Annotated in this window: 22 protein-coding genes; 18 read left to right on the plus strand and 4 right to left on the minus strand. The window is 70.6% G+C overall.

Translation table 11 applies throughout. The features are described from left to right. Positions 1 to 1074: lytic transglycosylase domain-containing protein (locus FK529_RS17020; RefSeq protein WP_146563429.1), on the minus strand; the 1074-nt coding region annotated here is incomplete at its 3' end. 100 nt (positions 1075 to 1174) lie between these two features. Further along, positions 1175 to 1813: a dTMP kinase gene (locus FK529_RS17025; protein WP_146563432.1), complete on the minus strand. Its 639-nt coding sequence runs from the start codon at positions 1811 to 1813 to the stop codon at positions 1175 to 1177. 52 nt (positions 1814 to 1865) lie between these two features. On the opposite strand from FK529_RS17025, the gene mtrA reads away from it, so the two are divergent. The 6 genes from mtrA (at position 1866) to secA (ending at position 10566) form a co-directional block, all read left to right on the plus strand. Beyond that, the gene (gene mtrA / locus FK529_RS17030; RefSeq protein WP_146563434.1) at positions 1866 to 2552 is read left to right on the plus strand and encodes an MtrAB system response regulator MtrA; all 687 of its coding nucleotides are present in this window, start codon (positions 1866 to 1868) and stop codon (positions 2550 to 2552) included. Between the two features lie 97 nt (positions 2553 to 2649). Continuing rightward, a complete protein-coding gene (gene mtrB / locus FK529_RS17035; protein ID WP_269432102.1) occupies positions 2650 to 4257 on the plus strand; it encodes an MtrAB system histidine kinase MtrB in 1608 nt (535 codons plus the stop codon). Continuing rightward, the gene (gene lpqB / locus FK529_RS17040) at positions 4250 to 6055 is read left to right on the plus strand and encodes an MtrAB system accessory lipoprotein LpqB (protein WP_146563436.1); all 1806 of its coding nucleotides are present in this window, start codon (positions 4250 to 4252) and stop codon (positions 6053 to 6055) included. Before mtrB ends, lpqB begins: the two co-directional genes overlap by 8 nt. Before the next feature lie 44 nt (positions 6056 to 6099). After that, positions 6100 to 6780 carry a ComF family protein gene (locus FK529_RS17045; protein ID WP_231703152.1) on the plus strand — a complete coding sequence of 227 codons (681 nt, stop codon included), beginning with the start codon at positions 6100 to 6102 and terminating at the stop codon, positions 6778 to 6780. A gap of 230 nt (positions 6781 to 7010) precedes the next feature. Further along, positions 7011 to 7736 (plus strand): ribosome hibernation-promoting factor, HPF/YfiA family, encoded by a 726-nt coding sequence (hpf, locus tag FK529_RS17050; protein ID WP_146563438.1) that lies wholly within the window; start codon positions 7011 to 7013, stop codon positions 7734 to 7736. 118 nt (positions 7737 to 7854) lie between these two features. After that, complete coding sequence (gene secA / locus FK529_RS17055) at positions 7855 to 10566, plus strand: preprotein translocase subunit SecA (protein ID WP_231703153.1); 2712 nt, start codon at positions 7855 to 7857, stop codon at positions 10564 to 10566. 14 nt (positions 10567 to 10580) lie between these two features. On the opposite strand, the gene FK529_RS17060 is transcribed toward secA, so the two are convergent. Beyond that, positions 10581 to 11144, minus strand: coding sequence for an Rv3235 family protein (locus FK529_RS17060; protein WP_146563442.1), 564 nt, complete (start codon positions 11142 to 11144; stop codon positions 10581 to 10583). A 107-nt stretch (positions 11145 to 11251) separates the two neighbouring features. Here FK529_RS17060 and FK529_RS17065 point away from each other — a divergent pair, with 107 nt between their 5' ends. The 12 genes from FK529_RS17065 to msrA all read left to right on the plus strand — a co-directional run bounded on the left by FK529_RS17065 (position 11252) and on the right by msrA (position 23768). After that, positions 11252 to 12655, plus strand: coding sequence for a WS/DGAT/MGAT family O-acyltransferase (locus FK529_RS17065; protein WP_146563576.1), 1404 nt, complete (start codon positions 11252 to 11254; stop codon positions 12653 to 12655). Next, positions 12656 to 13189, plus strand: coding sequence for a DUF6912 family protein (locus tag FK529_RS17070; protein ID WP_146563444.1), 534 nt, complete (start codon positions 12656 to 12658; stop codon positions 13187 to 13189). A 31-nt stretch (positions 13190 to 13220) separates the two neighbouring features. Then, the gene (locus FK529_RS17075) at positions 13221 to 13658 is read left to right on the plus strand and encodes an META domain-containing protein (protein ID WP_158635143.1); all 438 of its coding nucleotides are present in this window, start codon (positions 13221 to 13223) and stop codon (positions 13656 to 13658) included. 71 nt (positions 13659 to 13729) lie between these two features. Further along, positions 13730 to 14875: a ferredoxin reductase gene (locus FK529_RS17080; RefSeq protein WP_146563448.1), complete on the plus strand. Its 1146-nt coding sequence runs from the start codon at positions 13730 to 13732 to the stop codon at positions 14873 to 14875. Between the two features lie 87 nt (positions 14876 to 14962). Then, positions 14963 to 15961, plus strand: coding sequence for a hypothetical protein (locus FK529_RS17085; protein WP_146563450.1), 999 nt, complete (start codon positions 14963 to 14965; stop codon positions 15959 to 15961). Then, positions 15958 to 16902 (plus strand): hypothetical protein, encoded by a 945-nt coding sequence (locus FK529_RS17090; RefSeq protein ID WP_146563453.1) that lies wholly within the window; start codon positions 15958 to 15960, stop codon positions 16900 to 16902. The genes FK529_RS17085 and FK529_RS17090 overlap by 4 nt, the downstream gene beginning before the upstream one ends. Beyond that, the gene (locus FK529_RS17095) at positions 16899 to 17291 is read left to right on the plus strand and encodes a GntR family transcriptional regulator (protein ID WP_146563455.1); all 393 of its coding nucleotides are present in this window, start codon (positions 16899 to 16901) and stop codon (positions 17289 to 17291) included. Before FK529_RS17090 ends, FK529_RS17095 begins: the two co-directional genes overlap by 4 nt. 125 nt (positions 17292 to 17416) lie before the next feature. Continuing rightward, positions 17417 to 18679: a fatty acid desaturase family protein gene (locus tag FK529_RS17100; RefSeq protein ID WP_146563457.1), complete on the plus strand. Its 1263-nt coding sequence runs from the start codon at positions 17417 to 17419 to the stop codon at positions 18677 to 18679. A 276-nt stretch (positions 18680 to 18955) separates the two neighbouring features. Continuing rightward, positions 18956 to 20242 (plus strand): fatty acid desaturase family protein, encoded by a 1287-nt coding sequence (locus FK529_RS17105; RefSeq protein ID WP_146563459.1) that lies wholly within the window; start codon positions 18956 to 18958, stop codon positions 20240 to 20242. Between the two features lie 33 nt (positions 20243 to 20275). Then, positions 20276 to 21694, plus strand: a complete 1419-nt coding sequence (locus FK529_RS17110; RefSeq protein ID WP_146563461.1) for a fatty acid desaturase — start codon at positions 20276 to 20278, stop codon at positions 21692 to 21694. A gap of 60 nt (positions 21695 to 21754) precedes the next feature. Next, positions 21755 to 23122 carry an FAD-dependent oxidoreductase gene (locus FK529_RS17115; RefSeq protein WP_146563463.1) on the plus strand — a complete coding sequence of 456 codons (1368 nt, stop codon included), beginning with the start codon at positions 21755 to 21757 and terminating at the stop codon, positions 23120 to 23122. 109 nt (positions 23123 to 23231) lie between these two features. After that, complete coding sequence (msrA, locus tag FK529_RS17120) at positions 23232 to 23768, plus strand: peptide-methionine (S)-S-oxide reductase MsrA (RefSeq protein WP_146563465.1); 537 nt, start codon at positions 23232 to 23234, stop codon at positions 23766 to 23768. 1 nt (position 23769) lies between these two features. Here msrA and rsgA read toward each other — a convergent pair whose 3' ends face one another. Continuing rightward, positions 23770 to 24762 (minus strand): ribosome small subunit-dependent GTPase A, encoded by a 993-nt coding sequence (gene rsgA, locus FK529_RS17125; RefSeq protein ID WP_146563467.1) that lies wholly within the window; start codon positions 24760 to 24762, stop codon positions 23770 to 23772.

Here is a 24762-nt window from a genome sequence, read left to right on the forward strand (position 1 = left end):
GGGCGCGCAGTCGCTCACCGTGGTGGGCAGCGGCGTGCCCCCGGGACCGCGTGCCGCGCTCGCCGCCGACGGGGCCACCGAGGGCCGCTGGGAGGTCGTCGCCCCCGCGGCCGGACCGGCCGGCGACGGCTGCGCTTGTCCGGACGGGGCCACCGTGCCGGACGGGGCCACCGCGCCGGACGGGGACGCCGGCCCCGACGGCCCACCGGGGCGGGACGGCGCGCCGCCGGGCGTCCCGCACCCGACGACGACCACCGTGCCGGGCGGCAGCGGCTTGGGCAGTGTGGGCGGTGGGGCGACGGGCGCGCTCATGTCGGGGATGCCGCCGACGGGGATCGCCCGGTCGCGATAGGCCTTCGACCAGGCCACGACGTTGTCGACGTAGGCCTTCGACTGGTTGTAGGCGAACACCGCGACCCGCTGGGCCGCCTCGGACTGCAGCCCCGACGCGCTGGAGCAGAGGTAGCGGGCAGCGCCGTACGCGGCGTCGCGGAGGTTGTTGACGTCGGCCTTCCCGTCGCCGGAGTTGTCCCCGCCGAACAGCGACCACGTGGTGGTGAGGAACTGCATCGGGCCGAGGGCGCGGGCGAAGCCGTCGCCGTCGCGGATCACCGCGTTGCCCGCGAGCGAGCCGTCGAGGACCGGGCCCTGGATCGGGGTGAGCGTGTCGCCGGCGGCGTTGACGTTGCCGCCGTCCGCGTGCCCCGACTCGATCCGGCCGATCGCCGCGACGAGGTTCCACTCGATGCCGCAGCCCGGCGCCTCGAGCGCCATCCGGTCGGCGGCGGCGCGGTAGGCGGCGAACGCGGCACCGGGGATTCCGAGCGGGCCGGGCGCCACCTTGACGGCCTCCGGGCGCGGCGGGATCGGCACGTGCCGCGGCGCGGGTGCTACCGGTGCGTCCGACGGTGCCGGCGGACGCAGGTCCGCGAGGCCGATCGCGGCCTGGGCGACGAGTTCGGGGCCGGGGGAGCGGTGCGCGACGGGGGTGCCGGGGGCGGTCGTGTCCGCCACCGCGACGCCGAGCAGCAGCGCCGCGGCGCCGGCAGCGGCGGTGGCCCCGAGGATCCGCACGATCGTCCCTCCCTGCTACTGGCGAGTCACTTTCGTGGCGCACGTTACTGCGCCACAGCACCGGTGCGGGTGGGACTTCAGTGAATAACAGGCCTGTTCTTCAGGAAAGGGCTGCGATCGCGTCGGCGAGCAGCTCCGGGGCGTCGTCGACGCCGTGCACCCGCCACGGCGACACCCAGCCCGCCGCCGCCAGCCCGCTGTAGACCGCGCCGGTGCGGAGCTGGAGGCCGCCGTCGCGCTCGTAGGCGTCCCGCTCGCGGGCGGCGTCGCCGGCCTCGCGGGACCGCGCGCGCTCGGCGGCGACGTCCACCGGCACGTCGAGGTAGACCTGCAGATCGGGCACCGGGAGCCCGAACCGGCCGAATTCGAGCTCGCGCACCCACGCCGCCACCGCACCGTCGGCGCCCTCGCCCAGGCGGGCCGCGCTGTACGCGGCCGAGGAGGCGGCGTACCGGTCCAGCAGCACCACGTCGTGGGCGGCCAGGGCGGCGCGGATCTCCGGCGCCGCGGCCTGCCGGTCGAAGGCGAACAGCAGTGCCATGCCGTACACGGAGTCCGCGACGTCGCCGTTTCCGCCGCGCAGCGCTTCGGCGGCCAGGTCGGCGAACTGCGTGCCGTACCGGGGGAAGGCGAGCGCGGTCACCGTCAGCCCGCCGCCGGTGAGCCGCGCCGTGACCGCCCGCGTGAGCGTGTTCTTGCCGGCCCCGTCGAGGCCCTCGATCGCGACGAGTCGTCCCATGGGGAGGATCGTAAGGTGTCGTGCGAGCGGGAACGCCGCCAGCAGTGCCACTATGGACAGCATGAAACCCCGCATCCTGGTGATCGACGACGATCCCGCGCTGGCGGAGATGCTCTCCATCGTCCTGCGCAATGAGGGCTTCGACTCGATGGTGGTCGGCGACGGCACGCAGGCGCTGAGTGCGGCCCGCGAGTTCCGGCCCGACCTCGTGCTGCTCGACCTCATGCTCCCGGGCATGAACGGCATCGACGTGTGCCGCGTGCTGCGCGCCGATTCGTCGGTGCCGATCGTGATGCTGACGGCGAAGGCCGACACGGTCGACGTGGTGCTGGGCCTGGAGTCCGGCGCCGACGACTACGTGATCAAGCCCTTCAAGCCCAAGGAGCTCGTCGCGCGCGTGCGGGCCCGGTTGCGCCGCACCGACGAGGAGCCCAGCGAACTGCTGTCGATCGGCAACGTCGTCATCGACGTCCCGGCGCACAAGGTGACCCGCGACGGCGAGGTCGTCGCGCTCACGCCCACCGAGTTCGACCTGTTGGTCACCATGGCCCGCAAGCCGCGCCAGGTGTTCACCCGCGACGTACTGCTCGAGCAGGTGTGGGGTTACCGGCACCCGGCGGACACGCGCCTGGTGAACGTCCACATCCAGCGGCTGCGCGCGAAGATCGAGAAGGACCCGGAGAACCCGGAGATCGTGCTCACGCTGCGCGGTGTCGGCTACAAGGCGGGGCCGGCGTGAGCGGGCCGATCGGATCGTGATCGACCGGGCCGGGGCGGCCCGGCTGGCGGATCGGGCGCGCGAGGCGTGGCACGCGGTCCGCACGGACCCCGCGGTCGTGGTGCGCGACGGTGTGCGGTACGCCGGAATGGGGCTGTCGTACGCGGGCCAGGTGTGGCGCCGCTCGCTGCAGCTGCGCGTGGTCACGCAGACCCTGGTGCTCAGCCTGACGGTGCTGCTCCTGCTGGGCTTCGTGCTCACCTCGCAGATCGCGAACCAGCTGATCGACGCGAAACTGACCGCGGGCAAGGAGGAGACCGCCCGCGTCAAACAGAGCGTCGAGCTCTCGCTCAGCCGCGCCGAGACCCGCACGGAGGGCGTGGAGGCGATGCTCCGCGGCATCCGCGGGAGCCTGGTCAGCCAGGGCCTCGACGTGGGCCCGACGGCCGCGCGGTCCGGCAACTACGACCCCGTGCTGATCGTGCCGCACGGCGCCGGCCGGCCGCCGATCGTGATCGGCAGCGAGAGTGAGGTCCCGCAGTCGCTGCAGAACTTCGTCCGCGGCGGCCAGACCGCGTCTCAGCACGCGACGGTCACCGACAGCACCGGCCGGTACGGCAAGGTGCTGGTGATCGGGACGCCCGTGCAGTCGACGATCGCGGGCCTCGAGCTGTACCTGGTGTTCCCGCTCACCCAGGAGGAGACCACCCTCAGCCTGATGCAGGGCACGCTCTACACGGGTGGCGCGGTCCTGCTGATCCTGCTCGCCGCGGTCAGCCTGCTCGTCGCGCGGCAGGTGGTGCTGCCCGTGCGGTCGGCGGCACGGATCGCGGTGCGCTTCGCCGAGGGACGGCTCAAGGAACGCATGCCGGTGCGCGGCGAGGACGACATCGCGCGCCTGGCGATGAGCTTCAACGACATGGCCGAGTCGCTGTCCAAGCAGATCAGCCAGCTCGAGGAGTTCGGCGACCTTCAGCGGCAGTTCACCTCCGACGTCTCCCACGAGCTGCGGACCCCGCTGACCACGGTGCGGATGGCGGCCGACATGATCGCCGATTCCGCCGACGAGCTGGACCCCGGCCTGCGCCGCACCACTGAGCTGATGCAGAAGGAGCTCGACCGCTTCGAGACGCTGCTCGCCGAGTTGCTGGAGATCTCCCGGCACGACGCGGGCGTCGCGGAGCTGCACGCCGAGCAGATCGACATCGAGGTGCCGATCGCGTCCGCGATGGCCACCGTGCGGCACCTCGCGGAGCAGTCCGAGACCGAGCTGATCCTCGACATGCCCGACGAGCCGGTCATCGTCGAGGCCGACACGCGGCGCGTCGAGCGGGTGCTGCGCAACCTGCTGGCCAATGCCATCGACCACAGCGAGGGCAAGCCCGTGATCCTCACCATGCGCGCCGACGACGAGGCCGTGGCCATCACGGTCCGCGACTACGGCGTGGGTCTGCGGCCGGGCGAGGAGAAGCTGGTCTTCAACCGGTTCTGGCGCTCGGACCCGTCGCGGGTGCGGCGCTCCGGGGGCACCGGGCTGGGCCTGGCGATCAGCATCGAGGACGCGCGGCTGCACAGCGGGCGCCTCGAGGCGTGGGGCGATCCCGGCAACGGCTCGTGCTTCCGGCTCACCCTGCCCCGCGAGCGCGGGGGGCGGGTCACCATCAGCCCCCTGCCCCTGAAGTCGATGACGCGGCGCGGCCCGGACGGGGGTTCCGACGATGCCTAGGACGATCCGCACGCTGCGCGCCACCGCGACGAAGGTCCTGGCGATCGTGCTCGCCGCGCTCATCGCGCTGACCGGCTGCGCCACGATCCCCGAGTCCACGAGCCCGCGTGTCATCGGCGACCTGGGCGGCGAGTCGCCGGAGCCCGACAAGGGCCTGGCGCCGCGCCGCGATTCGCAGCCCGAGGTGATCGTCCGCGACTTCCTCAAGGCGAACGCGGTGGCCGACGGCAACTACGCCGCCTCCCGGACGTTCCTCACGCCCAATGCGAACTGGCAGGTGCCCCAGCAGGCCGTCGTGGTCAAGGACATCGACGTGCTGCCCACCGAGCGCACCGCGAACTTCCTGAAGGCGACGATCCGCGCGCAGGCCACGGGCTTCCTCGGCGCCGACGGGACCTTCGAGCCGGCGGGCCAGTCGATCACGCAGAACGTGCAGCTCGTGCAGGTCGACGGGCAGTGGCGCGTGCAGGGCCTCAGCTCGGTCGGCGACACCCCGATGCTGGTCATCGACACCGATCAGTTCCGCACCGTCTACCGCCGGTACCTGCTGTACTTCCCGGACCCGACGGGCCGCACCCTGGTGCCGGACGCGCGGTGGCTGGCCGGCCCGCGCTCCAAGCTGGCCGCCGACCTGCTGCTGCAGCTGGTCCGCGGCCCGCGCGCGGCGCTGGCGGACGCCGTCTTCAACCCCTTCGGGACGAACGCCGCGGTCCGCGGCGCGGTCACGAACACGCGGGGCGATCAGCGCGATCCGGGCGTCGGCTTCGCGGGGGTGCGGGTGGATCTGACCGGCCTGCCGCGGATCGAGCCCGATGTGGCGCGGCTCATCGCCGGCCAGATCGTGTGGACCCTCGCCGGGGCCGACGTCCAGGGACCGTACGTGATCACCGTCGACGGCTCCCCGCTCGATGACCGGCACCAGGCCGGCTGGAATCCGAACGACGTCGCCTCGATCAGCCCGAACGCCTCGTCGGACCTCGCGGTCGGCCTGCACGCGGTGCTCGACGGCAAGTTCGTGAAGGTCACCGGCAACCAGGTCACCGACGTCGCGGGCCCGCTCGGGTCGTCGACGTCGATCCGCTCCATCGGGCTGTCGTGGTCGGGGCGACAGGTGGCGGCGGTGCTCGACGCGGGCCCCCGCGGCGGTCCCGCGACGACGCTCGCGGTCGCCCCGTACGGCGGCGTCCCCACCCAGGTGCTCACGGCCGGGTCGATGACGCGGCCATCGTGGACGCCCGACGATTCCGGGGTCTGGACGGTGCTGGACGGGACGCGCGTGGTCCGGGTACGGCAGGACCAGACCACGGGCGAGATCTCGACCGTCGACGTGGACGCGAGCGAGGTGGCGGCGGCCGCGCCCGGCGCCATCACCGAGCTTCGGCTCTCGCGCGACGGGGTGCGGGTCGCGCTCGTCGTGGGTGGGCGGGTGCTGATCGGCGTGGTGCAGACGGCGCCGAACGGGCGGATCAAGATCGCTCACCTCGCGTCGGTGGTCACGGACCGGGAGCTAGTGGCCTCGTCGGTCGACTGGCAGACCGGCGACACGATCTTCATCGGCCGCACCACCTCCGATTCGCCCGTGCTGTCCGTGCGCTACGACTCCGGCGAGGTCACCGCGGTGCCGAGCCGCAACCTGTCGCCGCCCGTCTACAACGTCGCGGTGTCGACCACCGCGGTGTACGCCACCGATTCGTCGGGCGTGTGGCAGATCGGCATCGGCCCCGATAGCGACGAGCAATACTGGAGCCAGGTGGATCGCCTGGCGGGGGGCCGGGCGAACCCGGTGCTGCCGGGCTAGACCCCGGCGCTCCCGGGGCGGAACGCACCTGGAGCGGGGGAGTCGTGCGCGTCGTGCGGAGCGTCGTCCGCGGGGTGGCCGGCGGGGTCGACGACCTCGTCGAGCTGGCCGTGCCCCGCACCTGCGGCGGCTGCGGTTTCCCGCGCGTGCGCTGGTGCGCCCGCTGCGAGGCGGCCCTGCACGACGTCCCCGCGCTGATCCGGACCACGGTGCCGGTCGCGGTGCCCGTCTGGACACTGGGCCGGTACGACGGTGCGCGGCGCCGCGCCGTCCTGCAACTCAAGGAGCGTGGGCGGGGCGACCTCGCCGTCCCGCTCGGCCGGGCCCTCGCGCACGGGGTGCTGCGGCTGCGCGCCTGGGGCGAGGTCGACGGTCCGCTGATCCTGGTGCCCGCGCCCACCACCGCGTGGGCCGCCCGCCGCCGCGGCGGCGACGTGGTGACCGCGGTGTGCCGCGCCGCCGCCCGCACCGCGGAGCCGGTGTGCGCGGTGACCGTCGCGCCGGTCCTGCGGTCCGTGGGCGCCGCGGAGTCCGTCGGCCTGAGCGCGTCGGCCCGGGCCGCGAACGTGCGCGGCACCGTCCGCGTGCGGGGGCTGCCGCCCGCGGGCACCGTCGTGCTGGTGGACGACGTGGTGACCACTGGGGCCACCCTGGCGGAGTCCGTCGACGCCCTGGCCCGACGGGGCGTGACCGTCGCCGCCGCGATCACCGTGGCCGCGGCCTGACGCGGCGGTGAACTCGCAGTGACCAAATACTGGCGGGATCGGGGAACCGGGGCTATCTTCGGGGATACCTTTCCCGGTTCGAGAAAGAGGAGGTGATGACACACCCTCCTGGCGACGGGCAGTCCGCCCGTCGTTCGAATCTGAGCCTGCTCCCGCGCGCGCTGACCGCAGTGACGGACTGGTGATCCGTTCTAGCGCAAGGGATCCGGCGCTGCCCTGAAAGGTTCCACATGACCCTTCTGTCCCCGCGCGACACGAATCGCGCCCACGCGACCCCCAACGTCGAGGTCGACCCCTTCCGCGAACCCGGTCACGTCACTGACGAGCGCGACAAGGAATACCTCACTCCCAACGCCCCGGTGGCCATCGACGGCCGCAACGTGGAGGTGCCCGAGCACTTCCGCGTCTACCTGGGAGACAAGCTGGCGCGGCTCGAGAAGTTCCGTTCCACCATCACCCTGTTCGAGGTCAGCCTCTTCCACGAGCCCAACCCGCGGCAGTCCAAGCAGTGCCAGCGACTGGAGCTGACGGTGCGCGGCAAGGGCGGCGTCGCCCGCGCCGAGGCGGCGGCGGAGAACTTCTACGCCGCGTTCGAGACCGCCCTCTCGCGCCTGCAGAGCCGCCTGCGTAAGGCCGCGGACCGCAAGAAGGTGCACTACGGCAACCGCACTCCGGTCTCCGTCGCGGAGGCGACGGCACCGTCGGCCCTGCCCGATGCGCAAGCCGCGGCGGAGGTGGACGACGATCCGTACGCCGCTCTCGTCGAGGACCACTTGCCCGGCCAGATCGTCCGCATCAAGGATCACCCGGGCACGCCGATGACGGTCGATGACGCTCTGTCGCAGATGGAACTGGTCGGTCACGACTTCTTCCTGTTCTTCGACAAGGAGACCGAGAGGCCGTCCGTGGTGTACCGCCGGAAGGCGTTCGACTACGGCCTGCTCCGCCTGACCTGACGTTTCGCCTACCATGGATCCCGGCCGCCGCCGAGGCGGCCGGGATTCTTAGCTGTGTTCACGGGATTGGGGTTTCTCAGTGGTTCTCTCCAAGGTGCTGCGTTTCGGCGAAGGCCGGATGGTCAAGCGGCTCGACGGCCTGGCGTCCTACGTGGAGAGCCTGAGCGACGAGTACGAGGCGCTCTCGGATGAGAAGCTGCAGGCCAAGACGGAGGTCTTCAAGAAGCGCCTGGAGAAGGGCGAGTCGCTCGACGAGATCCTCCCCGAGGCCTTCGCCACCGCCCGCGAGGCGGCGTGGCGCGTGCTGGGGCAGAAGCCGTACCACGTGCAGATCATGGGAGCCGGTGCGCTGCACCAGGGCGACATCGCCGAGATGAAGACCGGTGAGGGCAAGACCCTGACCTCGGTCATGGCCGCCTACGCCAACGCGCTCACGGGCAAGGGCGTGCACCTGGTCACGACTAACGACTACCTCGCCAAGCGCGACGCGGACTGGATGGGCCGCGTGCACCGCTTCCTCGGGCTCGAGGTGGACTGCATCCTCGCCGGGCAGGACCCGGACCGCCGGCGGCAGGCCTACAGCGCGGACATCACCTACGGCACCAACAACGAGTTCGGCTTCGACTACCTGCGCGACAACATGGCGCACAGCGAAGAGGAGCTGGTGCAGCGCGGCCACAACTACGCCATCGTCGACGAGGTCGACTCGATCCTCATCGACGAGGCCCGCACGCCGCTCATCATCTCCGGCCCCGCCGATGCCTCGTCGAAGTGGTACACGGAGTTCGCCCGCATCGTCCCGCTGATGAAGAAGGACGTCCATTACGAGGTGGACATCCGGAAGAAGACGATCGGCATCAACGAGGCGGGCGTCGAGCTGGTCGAGGATCAGCTGGGCATCGAGAACCTGTACGACGCGACGAACTCGCTGCTCGTCAGCTACCTGAACAACGCGATCAAGGCCAAGGAGCTCTACGAGCGCGACAAGGACTACATCGTCCGCTCGGGCGAGGTCCTCATCGTCGACGAGTTCACCGGCCGCGTGCTCGCGGGCCGCCGCTTCAACGAGGGCATGCACCAGGCTCTCGAGGCGAAGGAGAACGTCGAGATCCAGGCCGAGAACCAGACGCTGGCCACGATCACGCTGCAGAACTACTTCCGCCTCTACGACAAGCTGGCCGGCATGACCGGCACCGCCGAGACCGAGGCCGCCGAGCTGCACCAGATCTACAAGCTGGGCGTCATCCCGATCCCGACGAACAAGCCGATGATCCGCAAGGACCAGACGGACCTCATCTACAAGACGGAGGAGGCGAAGTTCGCCGCCATCGTCGAGGACATCGCAGAGCGCCACGAAGCCGGCCAGCCCGTCCTCATCGGCACCACCTCGGTCGAGCGGTCGGAGTACCTCTCGCGTCAGCTCGAGCGCAAGAAGATCCCGCACACCGTGCTCAACGCGAAGTTCCACGAGCAGGAGGCGGCGATCATCGCCAAGGCCGGCACCCCCGGCGCCGTCACCGTCGCCACCAACATGGCCGGCCGCGGCACCGACGTCGTGCTCGGCGGCAACCCCGACATCCTCGCCGACCTGGAGCTCCGCGAGAAGGGGCTCGATCCGGTTTCCACGCCCGAGGAGTACGAGGCCGCGTGGGACGAGACCATCGAGCGGGTCCGGAAGCAGTCCAAGGAGGCGGGCGACGACGTGCGCGAGGCCGGTGGCCTCTACGTGCTCGGCACGGAGCGGCACGAGTCGCGGCGCATCGACAACCAGCTCCGCGGCCGGTCCGGCCGGCAGGGCGACCCCGGCGAGTCGCGGTTCTACCTCTCACTCGGTGACGAGCTGATGCGGCGCTTCAACGGCGCGCAGATCGAGGCGTGGATGAACCGCGTCAACCTGCCCGACGACGTACCGATCGACAACAAGTTCGTCTCGCGCGCCATCCGCAGCGCGCAGACGCAGGTCGAGCAGCAGAACTTCGAGATCCGGAAGAACGTCCTCAAGTACGACGACGTGCAGAACGAGCAGCGCAAGGTCATCTACGACGAGCGCCGCAAGATCCTCCGCGGTGAGGACCTCTTCGACCAGGTCAACCACATGACCGACGATGTGGTCTCCGCGTACGTCGACGCCGCCACCTCCACCGGCTACGTGGAGGACTGGGACCTCGAGGAGCTGTGGACGGCTCTGGGCACCCTGTATCCGATCGAGCTGGATTGGAAGAAGATCGTCGGCGAGGACGAGAACGGTGACCGGGACGAGATCACCAGCGGTGAGCTCAAGGACATCCTCCTCAAGGACATCCACGCGTCGTACGACACGCATCAGGCGTCGATCGAGAAGGCCGCGGGCGAGGGCGCGATGCGCCAGGTCGAGCGTTCCGTGCTGCTGTCGGTCCTCGATCAGAAGTGGCGCGAGCACCTCTACGAGATGGACTATCTCAAGGAGGGCATCGGTCTTCGCCAGATCGCTCAGCGCGATCCGGTGGTCGAGTACCAGCGCGAGGGCTACGACATGTTCAACGGCATGCTCGAGGGCCTCAAGGAGGAGTCGGTCTCCACCTTGTTCAAGGTTCAGGTGCAGGAGCCCGAGGAGGGTGCCCCCGCGGCCGGCGGCGAGGCTCCCGCTCAAGCGCAGGTCAGCGCTCCTGTCTCCGAGCCGGATCCGGAGAAGATCACTCTCTCCGGGCCGTCGGAGTCGGGCGAGCTCACCGAGATCTCGCAGAATGCGGACCAGCCGCAGGGCACCCGTTCCGAGCGGCGCGCCGCCAAGCGCGAGGCGGACAAGGCCGCGCAGAAGGCCGCCGCCTCCCGCGGCAAGCATCGCCGGTAGCCGCGCGACCTCCGTCACGCCGCAGTCGTGAACGCGACCCACTGCCACCGTCCGGCCGCGGCCTCGACCCGTCCGGCCGCGGCGAGCACGCGCTCGCCGCGGGTGTAGGTCAGGAAGATCTCGGCGCCCACCTCCGGTTCGCGTGGGCGCCGGCGGCGCCGCTGCACCAGGGCGCGCGGCGTCCCGACGTGCACGTTCCCCCATCCCGAGACGGTGCCCGCCGGCCCCGTCTCCGCCAGGGTCCGCAGCACGTCCACGACGGTCACCGTGGCGATCGCCGTCAGGTGCTTCGCGGGCCGGCGCCGGTCCAGCACCTCGAACACGGGCCGCAGCGTCGAGAGCACGAACCGGTGCGCGTCGGGGTGTACCGCGGCCACGGGCCCGGGCAGCGGAATCGGCTCCGGTGGCGCCGGTTCCGACGGTGTCGGCAGCGGCTCCGCCGTCCGAACCGCCCGCGCGTGCGCCAGCGGCCGCGCCGGCGGTTCCGCGTCCGGCGCGCGCAGCACCACGAAGCCCGATTCCGGTGTGTGCGACGCGCGGGATCGTGCCCCGTCGGCCGCGAGAATGATCGCCCCCATACTGATTAGACGCATCAGGAAGGCGTTCGGATCCCACCAACTCGGACCGGGTCCGATCCGCCGATCCCGTATGCTGGCGCCGACGATCGGTCGTGGGGGAGGTGCACGTGAAGGGCAGGCTCAGCCAGTCCGACGCGGAGTTCTACGCGTTGGAGAACTCAACCACCCCCACCCACGTCGGGTCGCTCGTGGTCCTCGGCCGACCCGACGGGGGCCTGGACTTCGAGCGCCTGCTCGACACCATCGAGGAGCGCCTCGCCGAGGTGCCCCGGTACCGGCAGAAGGTCCGCACGGTGCCGCTGGGCATCGCCCGCCCGGTGTGGATCGAGGACCGTGATTTCGACATCACCTACCACGTGCGGGTCTCCGCGCTGCCCCAGCCGGGCAGCGACGACCAGCTGCACGACCTGGTCGCACGACTGAACTCCCGGCCGCTGGACCGGGAGCGGCCGCTGTGGGAGGTGTACCTCATCGAGGGGCTCGCCGACGACCGGCTCGCGGTGTTCTCCAAGACCCACCTCGCGCTGGTGGACGGCCGCGACAACGTCGACCTGATGCAGCTGCTGCTCACCGACACCCCGCACACGCCGCAGCCGCCCGAGGATCTGTGGATGGGCCAGCACGAGCCCAGCGACGGCGAGCTGGTGATGGGCGCGGTCATCGACCTGCTGTCGCGGCCCAAGCGCACCGCGGCGATGATCCAGGGCGTGGTCGGGGAGGTCGCCGAGTCCATCACCGGGCTGCAGGAGGACGCGGCCAATGTCATCGAGCGCGCCTCGTCGCTGGTGCGGGCCCGCACCGCCGTGACGCCGGTGCGCTCGCTCAACGTGCCCATCTCCCGGAGCCGCCGGTTCGCCGTCGCGCGAATGGACCTCGACGAATTCCGCCGACTGCGGGCGGCCTTCGGCTGCACCGTGAACGACCTGCTGCTGTCGGTGATCGCGGGCGGTCTGCGGACGTGGCTGATCTCGCGCGGCGAGCCGATCAGTGCGAGCACCGAGGTCCGGGTGCTCGAGCCGATCGCCGTCGACGACGTGGGCCTCGGCGTCGGCGAGCAGGTGCGTGCCTACATCGTCCCGCTGCCCGTCGCCGAGAGCAATGCGGTGGTGCGGATGCGCCAGATCGCCCACGGCGCCGCCGCCCAGGTGGACCGGAACCGGCAAGTCGCGGCGCGGGCGCTGGCCGCGAGCGGCGGCTTCACCCCGCCCACGCTGCATGCGCTCGGCGCGCGCACCGCGATGAGCGTCTCGCCGCGCTCGTTCAACGCGCTGGTCACCAACGCGCCGGGTCCGCAGGCGCCCGTGTACCTGGCGGGCATCGAGGTGCAGCAGGTGTATCCGGTGCCGCCGCTCATCGCGAACCAGGTCGTGTCCATCGGCATCACGTCGTACAACGGCACGGTGTACATCGGCTTCAACGCCGACCGCGACGGCATGTGGGACGTCATCTCGATGGCGGAATTCCTGTACGAGGCGTTGGACGAGCTCGCCGCGTCCGCGAAGGAGGAGTAGATGACGGTCCGGGTGTACGTGCCCAGTACGCTGGCGGGGCTGCAGGCCCTGCAGCGTGACGGGGAGCTGTTCCCTTTGGGGGGAACAGTTTTCGGAGTCACCCCTGCGCTGCGCGAGGCGTACACCTCGGGCGACGACGAGGAGCTCGCCGAGGCCGCCATGCGCCAGGCGGCGCGCGCCTCGCTGCGGCTCCTCGCCGTCGACGACGAGGACTCGCAGGCCGAGGGGGCTGACGGTGCCACGCCGGATCCTGTTCGGCGCGTGGTGATCACGGCGGACGTGCCGGCGGCGAAGGAGCGTTCGGACCTCGACGACGCCGTGCTCAAAGTGACCGAGCCGATCCGGCTGAAGGACGTCCTCGCCGTGCACGTCGACGTCTCCGAGGCGGAGGCGGCCGTGACCCGCGCCGCGCAGGTGGTCGACGCCGCGGACCTCGGCGACGAGGACGCCGAGCTCGCCGTCGGCGATGCCGAGGATCACGACCTCGCCTGGTATGCCACCCAGGAACTGCCCTTCCTGCTGGAACTGCTCTGACCGCGGTCGCGGGCGGGGTTACGGTGAGGGAATGACAGTGCGCGGTGCCCGGTTCGCGGCGGCCCTCGTCGTGGGGGCCGGCGTCGTGGCGTCGGCACCTGCGGCGTCGGCGGCCCCGGTGCCGCTGGCCGGCACGCAGTGGAGGTTCGAGTCGAGCGGCGTCGCCCGGACGGCGCCCGTGAAGTACACCGGCTCGCCCGCGCACGTCAGCATCGACGGCAAGCGCAGCGGCGGTGGGAACGACGGCTGCAACGTTTTCGGCATGACTGCGGAGGTCATCGGCGACCGGGCCACCTTCAGCGGCCTCTTCTCCACCCTGCGGATGTGCTCCGCCCCCAACGCGGGCGAGCAGTTCCGCCGGGCCTTCGACGGCGCCCGCACCGTCAAGGTCGTGGGGAACCAGCTCACGATCTCCGACGGTCCGCGGGGCTACTGGAACTTCGTCGCGTCCCGCCCGGCGAGGCCGTAGCCGCGCCGCACCCGATAGGACAACCCAGGGAAAATTGTTCCAAGAGGTTACGGCACCGTAGGCTCACCCCCATGAGCAACTCTTTTCGCGCCTTCCGTGATTGGCTCGAGGCCCCGGCCAAGAACGTCTCCGCCGAGCATCCCCGCACCAACCTGGTCCGCGGCGCGGTCGCGCGGCTCACGACGCCGCTGTTGCCGGACGACTACCTCCACCTGATCAACCCGCTGTGGTCGGCGCGGGAGCTGCGCGGCAAGATCGTGCGGGTCGAGCAGGAGACCGACGAGTCGGTCACGCTCACCATCGAGACCGGTTGGGGCTTCAACACCAAGTACGAGGCCGGGCAGTACGTGGGCATCGGCGTGCTCGTCGGCGGCAAGTGGACGTGGCGCTCCTACTCGCTCACCTCCGTGCCGGACATGGGCCACGGCCGTGCGCCCCGCGAGGTGTCGATCACCGTCAAGGCGATGAACGAGGGCTTCCTCTCGAACCACCTCGTCAGCGGCGTGCAGGAGGGCACCATCGTGCGCCTGCAGGCACCGTCGGGCGACTTCACGCTCCCCAACCCCCTGCCGCCCAAGGTTCTCTTCCTCACCGCCGGCAGCGGCATCACGCCCGTTATGGCGATGCTCCGCACGCTCGAGCGGCGCGGCATTCCCGCGTCCACCGACATCGTGGCCGTGCACTCCGCCCCGAACGCCGAGTCCACGCTCTTCCGCGACGAGCTCGAGGCCTTCGACGCCAACCACGACAACGTCGCGGTGCAGCTGCGCTACACGCGCGACGCCGGGCGCCTGACGCCCGCCAACCTGGCCGACGCCGTGCCGGACTGGCAGGAGCGGCAGACCTGGATCTGCGGGCCCGGCGTCTTCCTGAGCGACTTGGAGAAGGCGTGGAAGGACCGCGGCCTCGAGTCGCGCCTGCATCAGGAACGGTTCACGGTCGAGCGCGCCGACGTCTCCGCGTCCGGCGGCGACGTCACCTTCCGCAAGTCCGGCAAGACCGCCGAGGTCGACGGTGCGACCACCCTCCTCGAGGCGGGCGAGGCCGCCGGCGTGCAGATGCCCTTCGGCTGCCGCATGGGCATCTGCCAGACCTGCGTGGTGCAGCTCGCCGACGGCCAGGTCCGCGACCTGCGCAGCGGCGATCTGCACACCGAGGGCGAGCGCATCCAGACCTGCATCTCCGTGGCCGTCGGGGACTGCACGCTGGAGGTGTAACCCAGGGTTCTTTTGTGTCGATCCGTTGACACAACCGGCTCGGCGCGCCATTCTTGTGTTGTCTGTTTGACACAAGGGGGGCTTGGAGTGAATTCGACGCCGATCATCGCTTCGGTGGTACTCGCAGTCGTCGGTGCAGCGCTGGGCTTCCTCGCGACGCGCTCAGCGGGGTCGTTGCCCAAGGGTGGCGCTGAGGATTCCCTGAACACCGCGCGCGGGATCCTCGGGCGTGCAGGCGGTGCGGTGGCGGCGTCGTTCGTCGTGTGCCTGCTCGCAGGTCTGGTGGGCGTCGCCACGGGCCGGGAGTTCGCGCCGGCCGAGATGCTGATCGTGGGATTGCTCCCCCAGGTCGCGCTCTGCGCGGCTGTACTTCGGCCGGTCGCGTCGCCGGGGGTGATCGGCGGCGCGCTGTCGCCGCGTCGGTTGCGGGACCTGGTCCCGTGGGCGCTCCCGGCTGCAGCGGGGGTCCTGCTCGTGCCGGGGACGCTGTCCGCGATCGCGCTCATCTACCTCGGCGCGCAGCCGCTGGGGACGCCGGAGTCGAACCGGCTCGGATTCGGTTGCGAGGTTCCTGCAGGCCCCAACGTCGTCGAGCCTCTGTCGGGCCCGCTCGATGTCGGCAGTCCGTGGTGGCCTGTGGTGCAGCTCGTGCTGATGTGGGGGTCCGTACTGATCGCGGTGGTGGCGGTCCGGCATTGCCATCGCCGGCCCTCGGTGGTGTCCGACGGTGCCGTCGACTCCGCTCTCCGCCGCTGTCTCGCCACCCGATCGTCGTCCGCTGCGGTGCTGGTCGTGGTGCTGACGGCGGGTTTTGCATCCGCGACCCTCGAGGACCTCGCCGCCAACCGGCCCCGGATGAGCGACTTCTACGCGCAGATCTCGAGCCACCCCAACGGGTGGCCACGCCTGCACGAGTGCGCGCTCAGTGACGGCGTGCTCTCCTCATGGGCGCTCGTCGGCGACGCGGCCGGCTGGACCAGATCGGCCGGGGTCCTGGTGGTGGTGTGGGCGATCGCCTGTTATCTGTTCCCCGGCCGGTTGATTCGGACTTCGCCCAGGCAGGCCGAGGGGGTGCGCATTTCATGACGAGCCTGATGCTCTTGCCGCTGTGGGGCGCGGCGGTTCTCGCCGCGGTCGCGGCGATCGCGCGGCGCGAGTACCTGCTGTCCGCCGACAATCCGTTCCGCAGGGCTCCGCGGGCCACGCGGTGGCGGGAGCGGGTGCCTTCCGTGGTGATGGGAGGGTGGCTGATCGCGGCGATGCTCGGGGCGGCGGGGGGTCTTCCGGCGGCGTGGCGGCCCTCGGCGGCGGCGGGGGCTGCGCTCGTGCTCCTCGCGGTGTGCCTCGTCGGCGAATGGATGCGACCGGCCGTTCCCGGCGCCCGGGCGGCGCTCCTACGTCCGCGCAGCGCGCGCGACATGGCACCGCGCCTCCTCGTGGCGTTCTCCGTGATCGGTGTGCTGGTCGCCGTCGCGATGCTGGCGTGGTCGGCTGTCGCGGGCGGCACGCCCGCGCCGTCGCCGTGCGACCTGCTCCGGCAGCGGTGGGGCTCACCCCCACCCCCGGGCAGCGCGCAGGAGACGCTGTCGACGGTGGGTGCGCTCGGAGCGATCGCGGTGTTGGTTGCCTGCATCGTCCTTGCCGCCGGACTCGCCGCGTCGGCGACATCGCGCCCGGCGGTCGGGAGCGACCCTCAGGTGGACGACGAGTTGCGGCGCCGCGCGGTGGTCCGGGCCGTGGCGGCGGTGGGAGCCGCCGCCGCCCAACTGATCGCGCTGGCGGGGATCTCTCTGCGCGAGCGCTACCCGGCGATGTTCGACTCGTGTTCGTCCACGACGTTCGACGCGGCGGGGGCGCCGACAGGCCGGATGGAGACGGTGGGGGACCCGAGCGTTCTCGCCGAGCTGGGCTTGGGTGTGGTCATGGCCTTCGCGATCGGCCTGTCGGCCTTCGCGCTCTACCGCTTCGCCGCCCCGTCGTGGGGATGGCGCCCCACGGACTCGCGCAGTGCGAAGGCCCGCGGATGACGGCGGGAATCACCATCGATCCCGCCAGCCCCGTGCCCCCGTTCGAGCAGATCCGACAGCAGATCGTGGCCCTCGTCGGGGTGGGCGCGCTCAGCGCCGGGGAGCGATTGCCGACGGTGCGGCAGCTCGCCTCGGACCTGCGTCTCGCGCCGGGCACGGTGTCCCGGGCGTACCAGGAGCTGGAGCGTGAGGGATGGATCGTCACCCGGCGCGGAGCGGGCACTCGCGTGGCCGATCCCACCCCGCTCGGCTCGCGGGAAGCGGGGGAGGCGGCCGCGCAGCACGCGGTCGACGAGCTGGTGCGTGGGCTTGTGCGCGGCGGCGTTCCGGCGGAGGTGATCACGCGGGTTCTGCGAGCGGCAGCGGACGAACTGGACCGTGTCGTGTAGCCGAGGCGTGCACATCCCGTGTCGGTTCGGCAACTCCGCGCCGGTCTCCGTTGACAGGCTACGACTGCGTAACTTACGGTTGCGTAGGTTAGACGGTCCGAGACCACCACGGAGGGCGGCCCCGCATGGCGATCACCGACATCCCCGAGTACGCGCACCTCACCGAGGCCGACGTCGAGACGCTCGGCGCGGAACTGGACGCGATCCGGCGCGACATCGAGGCCGCACGCGGCGAGTCGGACGTGCGGTACCTGCAGCGCACCATCGCCGCCCAGCGCGGGCTCGAGGTGGCCGGCCGGTTGATGCTGCTGGGCGCCCACAAGCGTGGCTTCTGGTGGGGCTCGGCGGCCACGCTCGGGCTCGCCAAGATCATCGAGAACATGGAGCTCGGGCACAACATCATGCACGGGCAGTGGGATTGGATGAACGATCCCGAGGTGCACTCGACCACGTGGGAGTGGGACAACGCCGGTACCTCCCGGCTGTGGAAGCACACCCACAACTACGTGCACCACAAGTACACCAACGTCCTCGGCATGGACGACGATGTGGGCTACAAGACGCTCCGCGTGACCCGCGACCAGCCGTGGACCCCGTTCAACTCCGGCAACGTGGTCTACAACACGCTCCTCATGCTGCTCTTCGAGTACGGCGTGGCGATCCAGCACCTCGAGCTGGGCCGCGCGGCCACCAAGTGGAAGAAGCCGTGGTTCGACCGCGAGGGCTTCAAGGCCGACGCCTCGGACGTGGGCCGCAAGATCGGCCGGCAGGTGCTCAAGGACTACGTCGCGGCGCCGCTCGTGGGCGTGCCCTTCGGTGGCACGCGCGGCTGGCGCAAGGCTCTCACCGCGACGATCACCGCCAACGTGATCCGCAACGTCTGGACCAACGCGGTCATCTTCTGCGGGCACTTCCCCGACGGTGCCGAGAAGTTCACCAAGCAGGACGTCGACAACGAGACCCAGGCGCAGTGGTACCTGCGGCAGATGCTCGGCAGTGCCAATCTCTCCGGCGGCCCCGTCATCGACTTCCTCTCGGGCAACCTGAGCTACCAGATCGAGCACCACCTGTTCCCCGACCTGCCGTCGAACCGCCTCGCCGAGATCGGCGTCCGCGTGCGGGCGCTGTGCGAGAAGTACGACCTGCCGTACACGGTCGGCCCGCTGCACGTGCAGTACTACAAGTCGTGGCGGACCATCGCCAAGCTGTCGTTGCCCGACAAGTACCTCCGCGACACCGCCGACGACGCCCCCGAGACCGCGTCCGAGGCGATGTTCGCGGGTACGGAGTTCGCCGAGCCGCGCACCGACGAGCGCACCGGCCGCCGGGTCGGCCTCAAGGCCGCCCGTGCGGCCATCCACGCCCGACGGGGCCGTCGCCGCCCCTGACCTTCGCCCGACGGTGCGCCCGGCGCGGGCTTCGGCGTGCGGCGGGGGAGGCGGCGTCGCGCGGGGGACAGCCGACCCCACATCACACGACCGGCTTCGGGTGGGGGACGAAACGTGAGGGTCGCGGATCGGTGCGGCGCGGGGGGACGACGCCGCCGCGTGTGACGTGCGCCCCAGGTGGAACAAGATCAATGACTTTGTCCCAGGCTGCTGCTACGCTGGAACCGTTCTGTTCTTGAGCCGCTGCATGCGGTCGTACCGATTGGGGAACGCTTCGTGGCTATCACCGACATCGCGGAATACTCGCACCTGACCGACGCCGATATCGAGGCGCTCGGTGCCGAACTGGATGCGCTGCGCCGCGAGATCGAGGAGAGCCGCGGCGAGGAGGACGCCAAGTACATCCGTCGCGTGATCAAGAGCCAGCGCATCGCGGAGACCGCGGGCCGCGTCTTCGGCCTCGGCGCCGGGATGAAGGGCTGGAAGGGCAAGGCCGCGTGGGCCGCCTCCGCCGCGTGCCTCTCGTACGCCAAGGTGATCGAGAACAACGAGCTCGGCCACAACATCATGCACGGCCAGTGGGACTGGATGAACGATCCGGAGATCCACTCGTCCAGCTGGGAGTGGGACAGCGCGTCGGACGGCAAGTTCTGGCGGCACACCCACAACTACATGCATCACAAGTACACCAACGTCACCGATATGGACGACGACATCGGCTACGGCATCCTGCGCGTCACGCGCGACCAGCCGTGGGAGCCGTACATGCTCCTCAACCCGATCTACAACTTCACGCTGATGGTCGGCTTCCAGTACGGCAAGGCCGTCCAGCACCTCGAGCTGATGAACGCCCTGAAGGCCATGCTCAACGGTGGTGAGCAGTACGCCGAGTACGACTGGGAGGAGTTCCGGAGTCGGCTCAAAGTGGTCCTCACCAAGATCGCCAAGCAGACCGCGAAGGACTACGTCCTCTTCCCCGCGATGGCCGTGCCCTTCACCGGTGCCCGCGGCTACAAGAAGGCCGCCTCGGCCAACCTGGTGGCCAACACCGTGCGCGACGTGTGGGACCACATGACCATCTTCTGCGGTCACTTCCCGGACGACGCCGAGAAGTTCACCATCGAGGACATCGAGAACGAGACCCTCCCCGAGTGGTACCTGCGCCAGATGCTGGGCACCGCGAACTTCGAGGGCAGCAATGCGCTGCACTTCATCTCCGGGCATCTGGGACGCCAGATCGAGCACCACCTGTACCCCGACCTGCCCTCGAACCGCTACAACTACATCAACTCGCGTCTCGTGGAGATCTGCCGGAAGTACGACCTGCCGTACAACACCGGCCCGATGTGGAAGCAGTACGCCGAGTCGTGGCGCACCATCATCAAGCTCTCGCTGCCGGACAAGTTCCTCAAGGCCACCGTCGATGACGCGCCGGAGACGCACTCGAACAAGCGCTTCTACGACGAGAGCGGCAAGACCACCGTGGTCAAGGGCGAGATCGATGCAGATGGCAACCGTCGCGGCCTGCGCTCGCACGTCGAGGAGCTGGCGGCCGCGAAGTAACGCGGACCGTCGAACTGCGCGTAACCTAGAAACGTGGCTATCACTGACGTGGGCGAATACGCCCATCTCGATGACGCCGACATCGAGCATCTCGCGATCGAGTTGGACGCGATCCGTGCCGAGGTCGAGGCGGCGCGCGGCGAACGGGACGCGCGGTACATCCGCAACGTCATCCGGGCGCAGCGCGCCCTCGAGGCGGCGGGTCGGCTCACGATCCTCGGCTCCAAGAACCGATGGTTCTGGGCTGCGGGCGCGGGGATGCTCGGGGTCGCCAAGATCATCGAGAACATGGAGCTCGGGCATAACGTCATGCACGGGCAGTGGGATTGGATGAACGATCCCGAGATCCACTCCACCACGTGGGAGTGGGACATGGCCTGTCCCGGTGCGCACTGGAAGCATTCGCACAACTTCCTGCATCACAAGTACACGAACGTCGTGGGCAAGGACCTCGACGTGGGCTACGGCGTCCTCCGCGTGACCCGCGACGAGCAGTGGGAGGCCAAGCGCTCCGCGCAGTTCCTCAACAACATCTTCCTCGGGCTCACCTTCGAGTGGGGCATCGCCCTGCACGACATCGAGCTGGCCGAGGCGATCGCCGGCAACAAGCCCTGGCCGCAGACCCGCAAGCAGCTCCGCGAGCTGGGCGTCAAGGCGGCGCGTCAGCTGGGCAAGGATTTCCTCCTCTACCCGGCGATCAGTAAGGCTGTCGGAGGCTCCTTCGGGCGGACGCTCTCGGCGAACCTCACGGCCAACGTGGCCCGCAACATCTGGACGTACGTGGTCATCTTCTGCGGCCACTTCCCCGACGGTGCGGAGAAGTTCACCACAGAGTCGATCGTCGACGAGACGCCCGGCGAGTGGTACCTGCGGCAGATGCTGGGCAGCGCGAACATCTCCGGTGGGCCCGCCATGGATTTCATGACCGGCAATCTGAGCTACCAGATCGAGCACCACATGTTCCCGGACCTGCCCTCGAATCGGCTGTCCGAGATCGCGGTCAAGGTGCGCGCGATCTGCGAGAAGTACGACATCCCGTACACCGAGGGGCCACTGCTGCGGCAGTACTACCTCTCGCAGCGCACCATCGCCAAGCTCTCGCTGCCGGACCGCTGGCTGCGCGCCACGTCCGACGATGCGCCGGAGACCGCGTCCGAGCTGCGCTTCACTGCGGTGCGCGAGCGCCTGCAGCATGCGCAGGAGGTCGCCCACGAGCGGCTCACGCACGCCCAGGAGGCGGCGCAGGACCGGTTCGCGCACGCGCAGGAGAACGCGCACGAGCGGCTGGTGCACGCCCGGGAGGCGGCGCACGCCGCGCAGGAGGAGGTCGAGCGCGTGGGCCTGCGCTCCGCGATCGCCGAAGCCGCGCGGCACAAGGTGGAGGAGAAGCGGCTCGCGGTCGAGGCGAAGCGGGTGCGTCGCGCCCGCCGCCGGCGCTCGGGCGTGGCGTAGACTCCGTACTTTGGGCAGCCTAAGGAGGCTGCTGCGCCGTCCGTTTCGGGAGTGTTGTTGATGAAGCCCTTGCGCGTCGCGATCGTGGGTTCCGGGCCGTCGGGGTTCTTCGCCGCCGGGAACCTGCTGGAGCAGGACGACCTCGAGATCCAGGTCGACGTCTTCGACCGGCTCCCGACGCCCTTCGGCCTGGTCCGCTACGGCGTCGCGCCCGATCATCCGGCGATCAAGTCGGTCACCAAGATCTTCGACCGCACCGCGCAGCACGAGAACTTCCGCTACTTCGGCAATGTCGAAGTGGCGACCGACGTCCAGGCCGCCGAGCTGGCGCAGTGGTACGACGCGGTGATCTACGCGATCGGCGCGTCGGGTGGCCGTCGCCTCGAGGTCGACGGTGCCTGGCTCCCCGGCAACCACCCGTCGAGCGACTTCGTGGGCTGGTACAACGGCCATCCCGATCGCCGCGACCTCGACGTCGACCTGGGGGTCGAGCGCGCTGTCGTGATCGGCAACGGCAACGTCGCGCTGGACGCGGCCCGCATCCTCGTCAGCGACGCCGACAAGCTCTCCGGCACCGACATGGCCGAGCACGCGCTGCACGCCCTGCGCGGCTCTGCGGTGCGCGAGGTCGTCGTCCTGGGCCGGCGCGGCGCCGAGCACGCCGCGTTCACGCCCGCCGAGGTCGCCGAGCTGGGCAAGCTGCCCGGCGTCGACGTGATCGTCGACCCCGCGGACGTGCCCGCCGAGGACAAGGAGCGCGACAAGGCGCGCCCGCCGGTCGAGCGCAACAACCTCAAGCAGCTGCGCAGGCTCGCCGCCCAGGAACCCACCGGTGCGGACCGCCGGATCGTGCTGAAGTTCCTGCGCTCCGTGGTAGGCATCGGCGGCGACGACCGTGTGCGTACCGTCGCCGTCGCCACCAATGAGCTCGTGGCGGGCGAGGACGGCACGGTCGAGGCGCAGCCGACCGGCACCGTCGCCGAACACGAGGCGGGCCTCGTCATCCACGCCGTCGGGTACCACGGCACGCCCATCCCCGGCATCCCTTTCGACACGGAGCGGGGCGTCTTCCGCAACGCCGACAGCCGGATCGTCGGCTACGACGGTGCGCCCCTGCCGGGCCACTACGTGGTCGGCTGGATCAAGCGCGGACCGTCGGGCGTCATCCCCACCAACCGCGACTGCGCGCGCGATACCGTCTCGGTGCTGCTCGCCGACGTCGCCGCGGGCAGGCTGGCGCGCAGCGACTTCGACGGTGCGCAGGTCGAGAAGCTCATCGTCGACCGGGTGCCGAACCTCGTCGAGTACGACGGCTGGGTGGCCATCGACGCGCACGAGACCGCCCTCGCCGAGGAGGACGTGCGTCCCCGGGTGAAGCTGACCAGCGTCGACGCGATGATCGACGCCGCGCAGGCCGCCGCGCAGTAGTCTCGCGCCCGCCGACCTCGCCCATCCGAGTACCGTCGGAATCGTGCGAGGCACGGCGATGTTGAAGCGACTAGCGGGAGCACTCGTCTCCCGGCGGAAGGAGCTGCGCATGACTGACAACGGCACCATCACCACGGCCCCCGGCCGCGAGACGGCGGTCCTGGCAGGCGGATGTTTCTGGGGCATGCAGGACCTGATCCGCAAGCAGCCGGGCATCGAGTCCACCCGCGTGGGCTACACGGGCGGCACCAATGACCACGCGACGTACCGCAACCATCCGGGCCACGCGGAGGCCGTCGAGATCGTCTTCGACCCGGCGAAGACCAGCTACCGCGACGTGCTGGAGTTCTTCTTCCAGATCCACGACCCGTCCACCAGGGACCGGCAGGGCAACGACGTGGGCTCGAGCTACCGCTCGGCGATCTTCCCGCTCAGCGACGAGCAGGAGCGGGTCGCGCGCGACACCATCGCCGATGTCGACGCGTCGGGCCTGTGGCCGGGGAAGGCCGTGACCACGATCGAGGCGGCGGGCCCGTTCTGGCAGGCCGAGCCGGAGCACCAGGACTACCTGGAGAAGTACCCGGACGGCTACACCTGCCACTTCCCGCGGCCCGGCTGGAAGCTCCCCAAGCGCGCGTCCGCGTAGCTCAGGCCCAGTCGGGAGTGGCGGTCAGGTCGGCCAGCAGGCCCCGGACCGCCATCGCCCGACGGTGCGCCGTCCCCTCCAGACGATCCAGGGCGCACTCGGGATCGGCGGGCGGGCCCAGGTGAGCGCACCCGCGCGGGCAGTCCTCCACCGTCTCGGCGAGGTCGGGGAAGGCGGCGATCACGTCATCGGTGGAGATATGGGCGAGGCCGAAGCTGCGAATGCCCGGAGTGTCGACGACCCAGCCCCCGTCGGGCAGCCACAGCGCGACCGACTGGGTGGACGTGTGCCGCCCCTTGCCGACTCCTGAGACCACGCCGGTGGCCCGATTGGCGTCGGGGACGAGGCGGTTGACCAGCGTCGACTTGCCGACGCCGCTGTGTCCGATGAGCGCGGTGAGGCGGCCGGTGAGAAGCTCGTGCGCGGCGTCGAGCGGGTCGTCGCGGCCGGCGGCGATCACGGTCAGGTCGAGGTCGGCGAACGCGGCGGTGAACTCCTCCGCGTCGGCGAGGTCTCCCTTGGTCAGGCACAGCACCGGCGTCAGGCCGCCGGCGTAGGCGGCGATGAGGGTGCGCTCGACGAAACCGGTTCGCGGCGGGGGGTCGGCCAGGGCCGTCACGATGAGCAGCTGCTGCGCGTTCGCGACCACGATCCGCTCGTACGGGTCGGTGTCGTCGGCGGTGCGGCGCAGGACGGTCGACCGCTCGTCGACCCGGACGATGCGCGCGAGCGTGTCCTTGCGGCCCGTCAGATCGCCGACGACGCCCACGGAATCGCCCACGACGATGGGGGAGCGGCCCAGCTCACGGGCCCGCATGGCGACGATGACCCGCTCGGGGTCGCCGTCGAGCGCGCAGCCCCACCGGCCGCGGTCGACCGAGATCACCATCGCCGTCGCGGCGTCGCTGTGATCCGGGCGGTTCTTCGTGCGCGGCCGACTGCTCTTCCCGGGGCGCACCCGGACGTCGGACTCGTCGTACTCGCGCTTACCCAA

The organism is Tsukamurella asaccharolytica (genome assembly GCF_007858435.1).
GTDB classification, from domain to species: Bacteria; Actinomycetota; Actinomycetes; order Mycobacteriales; family Mycobacteriaceae; genus Tsukamurella; species Tsukamurella asaccharolytica.

Excerpts from the sequence above, each read along its gene's own strand:
- FK529_RS17025 (WP_146563432.1), bottom strand. The coding sequence starts at position 1,813 with ATGGGACGACTCGTCGCGATCGAGGGCCTCGACGGGGCCGGCAAGAAC.
- FK529_RS17075 (WP_158635143.1), top strand. The coding sequence starts at position 13,221 with ATGACAGTGCGCGGTGCCCGGTTCGCGGCGGCCCTCGTCGTGGGGGCC.
- mtrA (WP_146563434.1), top strand. The coding sequence starts at position 1,866 with ATGGACAGCATGAAACCCCGCATCCTGGTGATCGACGACGATCCCGCG.
- FK529_RS17090 (WP_146563453.1), top strand. The coding sequence starts at position 15,958 with ATGACGAGCCTGATGCTCTTGCCGCTGTGGGGCGCGGCGGTTCTCGCC.
- FK529_RS17115 (WP_146563463.1), top strand. The coding sequence starts at position 21,755 with ATGAAGCCCTTGCGCGTCGCGATCGTGGGTTCCGGGCCGTCGGGGTTC.
- hpf (WP_146563438.1), top strand. The coding sequence starts at position 7,011 with ATGACCCTTCTGTCCCCGCGCGACACGAATCGCGCCCACGCGACCCCC.
- FK529_RS17060 (WP_146563442.1), bottom strand. The coding sequence starts at position 11,144 with ATGGGGGCGATCATTCTCGCGGCCGACGGGGCACGATCCCGCGCGTCG.
- lpqB (WP_146563436.1), top strand. The coding sequence starts at position 4,250 with ATGCCTAGGACGATCCGCACGCTGCGCGCCACCGCGACGAAGGTCCTG.
- FK529_RS17100 (WP_146563457.1), top strand. The coding sequence starts at position 17,417 with ATGGCGATCACCGACATCCCCGAGTACGCGCACCTCACCGAGGCCGAC.
- FK529_RS17095 (WP_146563455.1), top strand. The coding sequence starts at position 16,899 with ATGACGGCGGGAATCACCATCGATCCCGCCAGCCCCGTGCCCCCGTTC.
- FK529_RS17080 (WP_146563448.1), top strand. The coding sequence starts at position 13,730 with ATGAGCAACTCTTTTCGCGCCTTCCGTGATTGGCTCGAGGCCCCGGCC.
- msrA (WP_146563465.1), top strand. The coding sequence starts at position 23,232 with ATGACTGACAACGGCACCATCACCACGGCCCCCGGCCGCGAGACGGCG.
- secA (WP_231703153.1), top strand. The coding sequence starts at position 7,855 with ATGGTCAAGCGGCTCGACGGCCTGGCGTCCTACGTGGAGAGCCTGAGC.
- FK529_RS17070 (WP_146563444.1), top strand. The coding sequence starts at position 12,656 with ATGACGGTCCGGGTGTACGTGCCCAGTACGCTGGCGGGGCTGCAGGCC.